The following is a 7,539-nucleotide window of genomic DNA, read 5'->3' as shown; positions in this document are numbered from 1 at the left end:
CTGAGCCAGGATCAAACTCTCCAACAAAAACCTGGCAAAACGTCGAGGACGGGGCCTCGACAAAAAATCAAACTGGCACAAAACCAGTCCATGAACAAGCTCGACACACTGTTGAGTTCTCAAGAGACACCCGCACACCATTTCGGTCCTCGCGGACCGGGCCGGGGCAACTTTCACACGGTACGTGGTCCTGCTCGCGGAGTCAAGCGCTCCGCCAGGCCCACACCCGTCCAGCCTAGCACCGTGGTGCCGGGGCCTTCCGGGGCGGCCGCCGTGACCCGGGGGCTGACTCTGGGCCGGAGATCCGTCCCGGTCTGTCGTGCTGCCCGCCGTCGGCGACGAGGAGAAAGTTACACACCCCCGTCGGAGGCCCTTTCACCGGGGGGTCCCTTTGTGATGTTGTCGCAGGTCAGATGCCGGTTTCGGGCGGATGGGCGGGGCCGGGCCGCAACCCGCCCCCGCCGAGGGCTCAGCTCGCGCGGACGCCCGCGAGGTTCCGCTTGCCCCGGCGCACCACGGCCCAGCCCCCGGCGAGGAGGTCCTCCTCGCCGAGCGCCCAGTCCTCCCCGGGCACCTTGGTGTTGTTCACGTACGCCCCGCCCTCGGCCACGGTGCGCCGCGCCGCGCTGCGGCTCTCGGACAGGCCGGTGGCGAGCAGCAGGTCGACGATCGTCGGCCGTTCGCTGATCTTCACGTCCGCGTGCGGCACCTCGGCCAGCGCCGCGTCGAGCGTGCCCGCGTCGAGCTCGCGCAGGTCACCGCGCCCGAAGAGGGCCTGGCTGGCCGCGACCACCTGCTCGGTGGCCCGTTTCCCGTGCACGAGCGTGGTGAGCTCCTCGGCGAGCCTGCGTTGCGCGGCGCGCGCGAAGGGCCGTTCGTCGACCTCCCGCTGCAGCTCGTCGATCTCCTCGCGGGACAGGAACGTGAAGTAGCGCAGGTACCGGATCACGTCGGCGTCGGCGACGTTGATGAAGTACTGGTACCAGGCGTACGGCGTGGTCATCTCCGGGTCGAGCCAGACGTTCCCGCCCCCGGTGGACTTGCCGATCTTGCGGCCCTCGGAGTCGGTGACGAGCGGCGTGGTGAGGGCGTGCACCGCGGCGCCCTCGACCTTCCGGATCAGGTCGACGCCGCCGACGATGTTGCCCCATTGGTCGGAGCCGCCGATCTGCAGCTTGCAGCCGTACTCGCGGTACAGGTGCAGGTAGTCCTGGCTCTGCAGCAGCAGGTAGCTGAACTCCGTGTACGACATGCCGTCGCCCGCGAGCCTGCGCCGGACCGTCTCCCGGTTCAGCATCACGTTGATCGAGAAGTGCTTCCCGACGTCGCGCAGGAACTCCAGCGTGGTCTGCTTGCCGGTCCAGTCGAGGTTGTTGACGACGAGCGCGCCGTTGGGGCCGTCGAACTCGACGAACCGCTCCAGTTGGCCGCGGATCCGGCCGGCCCACTCGCTCACGGTCTCGGCGCTGTTGAGCGTGCGCTCCCCGGTGTCGCGAGGATCACCGATGAGCCCGGTGGCCCCGCCCGCGAGGACGATCGGCCGCGCCCCCGCCTGCTGGAACCGCCGCAGTGTGAGCAACAACATCAGGTTGCCCGCGTGCAGGCTCGGAGCGGTGGGATCGAACCCGGCATAGAGGGTGAGCATCCCGCCCTCCAGGTCGCGCCGCAGCGCGTCGAGGTCGGTGCTCTGCGCGATCAGGCCGCGCCACTCCAGCTCGTCGAGGATGTTCGTTCCCACGCCCCGATCCTCCCCCACCCCGCGGGAGCGCCCTCAGCCGCCCAGGTGCGCCGCGAACTCGGCGGGCAGCTCGTCGAGCAGCGCCGGCAGGCTGAGCACGCTGCTGAACGACAGCGCGACGCCCTGTTCCTGCGTGAGCTCGACCACCCGTCCTTCCCGGCCGACCCGCAGCGCCGGGTAGCCGGGCTGGGCGTCCAGGGCGGCGTTGTCGTTGCCGGGGATCTCGAGCCAGCCGACGACGTCGTTCTCGTCGAGCAGGTCGAGCCGCTCGTGGCTGATGTCGGCGTAGAAGCTGTCCCCGGCGAGCTCGTCGAACACCGGCGGGACCGTGAAGCCGAGCGAGGTCAGGAACCGCCCCCGGTTGTCGTCGGAGGCCCAGACGAAGTAGCCGGTGCCGGTCGAGCTGGCGGCGGCGATCGCGGCCCGCCGCCCCTGGAACTGCGGGTACTGCTCCCGGACCGCGGCGAACCGCGCCTCGAGGTCGGCGACCATCCGCTCGGCTTCCTCCGCGCGCCCCAGCGCGGCGCCGATCAGCCGGGTGGTGTCCTGCCACGCGGCCTGGAACGGGTCGGCGCCGACGGGGTGGGCGATGGTCGGCGCGAGCCGGGAGAACGTGTCGTACTGCTGCTGGTCCAGCCCGGCCGACACCGCCACGATCAGATCGGGCTGCAGCGCCGCCACCGTCTCAACGTCGATCTGTTCGCCGACGAGCACGCGGGGTTGCTCACCCCGCAGCCGGTCGCTCGCCCACGGCCAGGTCGCCGACGGCCGGTTGCCGGTGAACTCGCGGATCCCGACCGGGACCACCCCGAACGCCAGGATCGTGTCCTGATCGGTGTAGCCCAGTGACACGACCCGCTGCGGCGCCGCGGGGATCTCCGTCGTGCCGAGCGCGTGCTGCACCGTGATCGGGAACGCGCCGTCGCCCGCCTCGGTCGGCGCCGGGCCGGCCGAGGCCGGTCCCCCTCCCCCGCACGCGGTGAGCAGGACGGCAGCGGCGAGCAGCGCCACGACGGCGCGCAGGCGGACGATCACGCAGGAAGGCTAGGCTGGCCTTACCCCCGGCGTCCAGTCGACGTGACCGGCGCGCCGCGCCCGGGCCGGTACGGGCTCACCGCGGGCGAGCCGTCGATCCAGAACCGCCACGGCAGCTCGTGGGCCGCGGCCACGCCCACCCGTGGCCCGCTGCGCACGAGGGCCGGGTCCACCGGCGGGGCGGCCAGCAGCCGGACCGGTGACGTGGGGTCGGTCACGTCCACGCCGTTGTGCTCGCGGCCCAGCCCGAGCAGCGCGGCGAGCCGCGCGGGCCCCTTGGCGAGGTCGGCGTCCCGGCGCGCGGTCGGGCGGCGCGCCCGCGCCACGGCGAGGTCGGACACCACCTCGCCCGCCCGCAGCAGCACCGCCCCCGCGACCCCGTCCTCCAGCGCCGTGATGTTGGCGCAGAAGTGCATGCCGTAGACGAAGTAGACGTACAGGTGCCCGGCCGGCCCGAACATCACCGCGTTGCGCGCGGTGCGGCCGCGGAAGCTGTGCGACGCGGGGTCGTCGGCGCCCCGGTAGGCCTCCACCTCGACGAGGCGGACCGCGACCGTGCCCTCCGGCGTGTCCGCGGCGACCGTGCAACCGAGCAGCCGCACGGCGGCCTCGATCACATCGACGGCCAGCTCCTCCCGGGGGAGGAGCCCGGTCGCGCCCTCGGTCACGTCCGTCTCAGTCACGTTCGGCGAGCGCCAGCCGCACGCACACCGCGACGCCCTCCATCGCCTTGCGCACCTCCGGCAGCGGCGGGAACGTCGGGGCGAGCCGGATGACGCTGTCCTGCGGGTCCTCGCCGTAGGGGTGCGTCGCTCCGGCCGGCGTGAGCGCGAGGCCCGCCTCCTTGGCCAGCCGGACGATCTCGGTGGCGGTGCCCTCCGGCACGGTCAGCGTGACGAAGTACCCGCCGGACGGCTTCGACCACTCGACGCCGGGGGTGTCGGCGAACTCCCGGGTGAGGATCTCGTCCACGGCCGCGAACTTCGGCGCGATGATCTCCCGGTGCTTGCGCATGTGCGCGCGCAGCCCGTCGGCGTCGCGCAGGAAGCGCGCGTGCCGCAGGTGGTTGACCTTGTCCGGCCCGATGGTGCGCTTCGAGGTGAGCCGGACCCACCAGTCGACGTTCTCCGGCGAGGCGCCGAGGAACGCCACCCCCGCCCCGGCCAGGGTGATCTTCGACGTGGACCCGACGACGAACGGCCGGTTCGGGTTGCCCGCCTCGGCGGCGAGCGCAAGCACATCGGCGATCTCCACCTCGTCGTCGGTGAGGTGGTGGACCGTGTAGGCGTTGTCCCAGATGATCCGGAAGTCGGGCGCCGCGGTCGGCATCGACGCGAGCCTGCGCACCGTCTCGTCCGAGTACACCGCGCCGGTGGGGTTGGAGTACTTCGGCACGCACCAGATCCCCTTGATCGTGGGATCGGCCGCCACCAGCTGCTCGACGACGCCCATGTCCGGGCCGTCGTCGAGCATCGGGACCGGCACCAGCTCGATGCCGAGCCGCTCGCACACCCCGAAGTGCCGGTCGTAGCCGGGCACCGGGGCGAGGAACACGACCCGCTCCTCGTCGGCCCAGCGCCGCTCGCCGCCCGGCAGCGGGCTGAGCAGGGCGTGCACGAGCAGGTCGTGCATCAGCTCGAGGCTGGAGTTGCCGGCCGCGATCAGCTGCTCGACGGGGACCTGCAGGAACGGCGCGAAGATCTCGCGCAGCTCCGGCAGGCCCATCAGGCCGCCGTAGTTGCGGGTGTCGGTGCCGTCGGCGGCGCGGAAGTCCTCGGCCCCGGGAAGGCTCAGCATCGGGGTGGAGAGGTCGAGCTGCGCGGCCGACGGCTTGCCCCGGGTGAGGTCGAGCTTCATGCCCTCGGCCTGGAGCTTCTCGTAGGCGGTGCGGGCGTCCTCCCGCCCGGGCGTGGTCATGCTGATCCTCCAATGTCGGTGAGGGCCTGGCGCGCGGCCGCCGCGGTGGCGCGCAGCTCGGCGAGCTGCTCGGCCACGCGCTCCCCCGCGGTGCCGCCGCGGGCGGCCCGGGACGCGATCGAGCCTGCCACGCTCAGCACCTCGCGCACGTCCGGGGTCAGGGCCGGGTGGACGGCGGCCAGCTCGGCGTCGGTCAGGTCCTCCAGGCCGACGCCGCGGGCCTCGGCCGCGCGGACGCAGCCTCCGGCCGCCTCGTGCGCCACCCGGAACGGCACGCCCTTGCGCACCAGCCACTCGGCCACGTCGGTGGCCAGGGTGAAGCCGGCCGGGGCCAGCTCGGCGAGCCGGTCGGTGTGGAAGGTGAGCGTGGCGACCATCCCGGCGACGGCCGGCAGCAACAGCTCCAGCTGCTCGACGGAGTCGAACAGCGGCTCCTTGTCCTCCTGCAGGTCCCGGTTGTAGGCGAGCGGCAGCCCCTTGAGCGTGGCCAGCAGCCCGGACAGGTTGCCGATGAGCCGGCCCGCCTTGCCGCGCGCGAGCTCGGCGACGTCCGGGTTCTTCTTCTGCGGCATGATCGAGCTGCCGGTGGAGAACGCGTCGTCGAGCGTGACGTAGCCGAACTCGGCGGTCGCCCACACGATCACCTCCTCGGCGATCCGCGACAGGTCGACCGCGATCATCGCGAGCACGAACGCGGCCTCCGCGGCGAAGTCGCGCGAGGCGGTGCCGTCGATGGAGTTGGCCGCCGAGGATTCGAAGCCCAGCTCGGCCGCGATGGCCTCCGGGTCGAGGCCGAGCGAGGAGCCCGCGAGCGCGCCCGACCCGTACGGGGAGACGGCGGCGCGCCGGTCCCAGTCGCGGAGCCGGTCGACGTCGCGCAGCAGGGCGTGGGCGTGCGCGGCGAGGTGGTGGGCGAGCAGCACGGGCTGGGCGTGCTGCAGGTGGGTGCGCCCGGGCATCGGCGCGTCGGGGTGGGCCTCCGCCTGCGCGACGAGGGCGTCGACGACGTCGAGCACGCCGGCGCCGACCCGGCGGGCGGCGTCGCGCAGCCACATCCGGAACAACGTGGCGACCTGGTCGTTGCGGGACCGCCCGGCGCGCAGCTTGCCGCCGAGCTCCGGCCCGGCCCGCTCGATGAGCCCGCGTTCGAGGGCCGAGTGCACGTCCTCGTCGTCGGGCGCGGGCCCGAACGCGCCGGAGGAGACGTCGGCGGCGAGCTTGGCGAGCGCGTCGAGCATCCCGGCCAACTCCTCGTCGGACAGCAGGCCCGCCCGGTGCAGGACGCGGGCGTGCGCCATCGACGCGCGCACGTCGTACGGCGCGAGGCGCCAGTCGAACTGGGTCGACTTCGACAGCGCCGCCAGCGCGTCGGCGGGTCCGGAGGCGAACCGGCCACCCCACAGGGCCATCAGTCGGTACCCGCTTCCAGCGCGGCCTCGTCGAGCGAGGAGGCGTAGTCCCGGTCCTCGGCGCCGTCGGCCGCCGCGATCCGGTCGAAGCCGCCCGCGGGCAGCTCCCCGAACAGCGTGCCGTGCTCGACGAGCACCGTCCCCTGCTCGTGCGGCTGCCCGGCGTAGGCCTCCAGCTTGGCGCGGGAGTCGGCGATGTCGAGGTTGCGCATGGTGAGCTGGCCGATCCGGTCGGTCGGCCCGAAGGCGGCGTTCTCGACGCGCTCCATCGACAGCCGGTCCGGGTGGTAGGAGAAGCCGGGCCCGGTGGTGTCGAGGATCGTGTAGTCGTCGCCGCGGCGCAGGCGCAGCGTGACGGTGCCGGTCACCAGCGAGGCGATCCAGCGCTGGATGGACTCGCGCAGCATCAGCGCCTGGGGGTGCAGCCAGCGGCCCTCGTAGAGCAGCCTGCCGAGCTTGCGGCCCTCGAGGTGGTAGTTGGCGATGGTGTCCTCGTTGTGGATCGCGTTGAGCAGCCGCTCGTAGGCGATGAACAGCAGCGCCATCCCGGGCGCCTCGTAGATGCCGCGCGACTTCGCCTCGATGATGCGGTTCTCGATCTGGTCGGACATGCCGAGGCCGTGCCGCCCGCCGATGGCGTTGGCCTCGCGCACGAGGGCGACCTTGTCGTCGAAGTGCCGTCCGTTGATGGCCACCGGGTACCCGGCCTCGAACGTGATCGAGACGTCCTCGGGGTCGATGCGCACCGACGGGTCCCAGAACTTCACGCCCATGATCGGCTCGATCGTCTCGAGCGAGACGTCGAGGTGCTCGAGGGTCTTGGCCTCGTGGGTGGCGCCCCAGATGTTGGCGTCGGTGGAGTAGGCCTTCTCGGCCGCGTCCCGGTAGGGCAGCCCGTGCGCGGTGAGCCACGCGCTCATCTCGTGGCGGCCGCCCAGCTCCTGCACGAAGTCGGCGTCCAGCCACGGCTTGTAGATGCGCAGCTCGGGGTTGGCGAGCAGGCCGTAGCGGTAGAACCGCTCGATGTCGTTGCCCTTGAACGTCGACCCGTCGCCCCAGATGTTGACGCCGTCGGCCTGCATGGCCCGCACCAGCAGCGTGCCGGTGACCGCGCGGCCGAGCGGCGTGGTGTTGAAGTAGGTCCGGCCCGCCGAGCGGATGTGGAACGCACCGCAGGCGAGCGCCGCGAGGCCCTCCTCGACCAGCTGCGGCTTGATGTCGATCGCGCGGGCGATCTCGGCGCCGTACTGCTTGGCCCGGTCCGGGATGCCGGAGACGTCCGGCTCGTCGTACTGGCCGAGGTCGGCGGTGTAGGTGCACGGGATCCCGCCCTTGTCACGCATCCAGGCGACAGCCACGGACGTGTCGAGGCCTCCGGAGAAGGCGATGCCGATGCGCTCGCCCTTGGGGAGGGAGGTCAGGACCTTGCTCACGAGAGGG

6 protein-coding genes are annotated in these 7,539 nt (G+C 72.5%); all 6 read right to left on the bottom strand.

Going from position 1 to position 7,539, the window contains the following annotated elements:
* Nucleotides 1-469: 469 nt before the first annotated feature.
* From tyrS to argG, 6 genes are read right to left on the bottom strand one after another with little or no spacing between them, the layout of a single operon-like run.
* Complete coding sequence (tyrS, locus tag VKZ81_RS14640) at nucleotides 470-1,738, bottom strand: tyrosine--tRNA ligase (protein WP_324242090.1); 1,269 nt, start codon at nucleotides 1,736-1,738, stop codon at nucleotides 470-472.
* Nucleotides 1,739-1,771: 33 nt separating this feature from the next.
* Nucleotides 1,772-2,773, bottom strand: a complete 1,002-nt coding sequence (locus VKZ81_RS14635) for an iron-siderophore ABC transporter substrate-binding protein (RefSeq protein ID WP_324242089.1) — start codon at nucleotides 2,771-2,773, stop codon at nucleotides 1,772-1,774.
* Nucleotides 2,774-2,793: 20 nt separating this feature from the next.
* Nucleotides 2,794-3,456, bottom strand: a complete 663-nt coding sequence (locus tag VKZ81_RS14630) for a DNA-3-methyladenine glycosylase (RefSeq protein ID WP_324242088.1) — start codon at nucleotides 3,454-3,456, stop codon at nucleotides 2,794-2,796.
* Entirely contained in the window at nucleotides 3,449-4,690 is a 1,242-nt protein-coding gene (locus VKZ81_RS14625; RefSeq protein WP_324242087.1) for an aspartate aminotransferase type Ic, read from the bottom strand. The genes VKZ81_RS14630 and VKZ81_RS14625 overlap by 8 nt, the downstream gene beginning before the upstream one ends.
* Nucleotides 4,687-6,099 carry an argininosuccinate lyase gene (gene argH / locus VKZ81_RS14620; protein WP_324242086.1) on the bottom strand — a complete coding sequence of 471 codons (1,413 nt, stop codon included), beginning with the start codon at nucleotides 6,097-6,099 and terminating at the stop codon, nucleotides 4,687-4,689. Before argH ends, VKZ81_RS14625 begins: the two co-directional genes overlap by 4 nt.
* Complete coding sequence (gene argG / locus VKZ81_RS14615) at nucleotides 6,099-7,532, bottom strand: argininosuccinate synthase (protein WP_324242085.1); 1,434 nt, start codon at nucleotides 7,530-7,532, stop codon at nucleotides 6,099-6,101. Before argG ends, argH begins: the two co-directional genes overlap by 1 nt.
* Between the last annotated feature and the right edge of the window lie 7 nt (nucleotides 7,533-7,539).

Source organism: Pseudonocardia sp., from assembly GCF_035305885.1.
Classification (GTDB): Bacteria; Actinomycetota; Actinomycetes; order Mycobacteriales; family Pseudonocardiaceae; genus Pseudonocardia.
Note: the sequence above shows the minus strand (reverse complement) of the source record. Positions and strands in the feature narration are given on the sequence as shown.

Bases quoted from the DNA above. Each gene is read 5' to 3' on its own strand.
- VKZ81_RS14625 (WP_324242087.1), bottom strand. From the start codon at position 4,690: ATGACCACGCCCGGGCGGGAGGACGCCCGCACCGCCTACGAGAAGCTC.
- argH (WP_324242086.1), bottom strand. From the start codon at position 6,099: ATGGCCCTGTGGGGTGGCCGGTTCGCCTCCGGACCCGCCGACGCGCTG.